General features: G+C 32.9%; 1 protein-coding gene. It reads right to left on the reverse strand.

Going from position 1 to position 1,192, the window contains the following annotated elements; all coding sequences use genetic code 11:
- Positions 1–21: 21 nt before the first annotated feature.
- Complete coding sequence (locus ACM0OX_RS35640) at positions 22–1,128, reverse strand: IS630 family transposase (protein WP_414519928.1); 1,107 nt, start codon at positions 1,126–1,128, stop codon at positions 22–24.
- Positions 1,129–1,192 lie beyond the last annotated feature (64 nt).

Below are 1,192 nucleotides of genomic sequence, written 5' to 3' on the forward strand. Positions count from 1 at the left end.
TAAGCTGATGCGCAGCTAAATTTAATAAACAGCATTACCTTTATTTTTAATCTTACGCTCCCATTTAATAATAAGACCTCCTTCATTTAACAATTTATTTAATAACTCTTCTAGCTGTGATACTGACTCAAACAATCTATGAGCTATATATTCTTTTGCGGAATGCCAAACCAATTCAATTAAATTATAATCTGGACTATAAGCTGGTAGAAATTCCAGGATAATATTTGGCATTTCTGCCTTGATATGAGCTAAAATATCTTTTCTTTTATGGAAGCTGGCATTATCTAAGATAATCACTATTTTCGCCGAAGAATTATTGAAATCTTCAATTACATTGCCCTGCTCTACCCATTCCTGTACGAGAAAATTATTCAAAGATTTAAGCTGCTCATAAAATACATCTGCATTTCCTTTTTTAATCACAAAATTCATTCTCTTCTTGTCGTGATAACGTAACCCTCCCATAATATTTACTCTTCCTCTTCTTCTTTGTCCTGTGATTTGTTTTCTTGTACCTTTTTTACCCCAATTTTTTCTTCTTATCACTCTTAAACTAAATCCACTCTCATCCCAAAACCATACCTGTAAACGCTCTGGAGCAATATTTGTTATTCTTAAGTATTCTGATAATTTTTCTTTAAATACCTTACGTGTTTCCGGATTCTGTTTGTCCTCTAGGCTGTATTTTGCCCAAAGGTAAACGTACTTTTTTCGCTCTAATATTCTCCTAACTTGAGAGCCACTTAAGTTTATTCCTGTTTGCTCTTCCATATAAGTTGCTAGCCTTGCTGCTGTCCATCGACCAAATTCATATCCATACTCTGTCGGTTCCTTTTCAATTACTTCTAATAAAATATATTCATATTCTTTAGTAACTTTACGGAAGTTTCCTTTCCTTCTTCCATCTAAAAAGCTTTCTAGATTATCTGGATCTCCATGCACTGCCCAATACGCTACTGTTGGATATGCAATATTTAAAAATTTACTAATTTCTTGATAAGTTTTTCCATCATTCATCAACAATAAAATCAGAATCTTTTCTCTTATGTAGGGATTTTCATGCTCTTTTAGCGTTTTTAGTAGCCGTTCCTTCTGGTCTTCAGAAAGATGATTTTTTGCTGGCATGGATGGCTGATACTAGATTAAGTAATTAATCTAATATTATACAATCTAACTGCGTAACAGCTTA

Origin of the sequence: Nostoc sp. PCC 9305, assembly GCF_963920915.1 — a bacterium.
In the GTDB taxonomy this organism is placed as follows: domain Bacteria; phylum Cyanobacteriota; class Cyanobacteriia; order Cyanobacteriales; family Nostocaceae; genus Nostoc.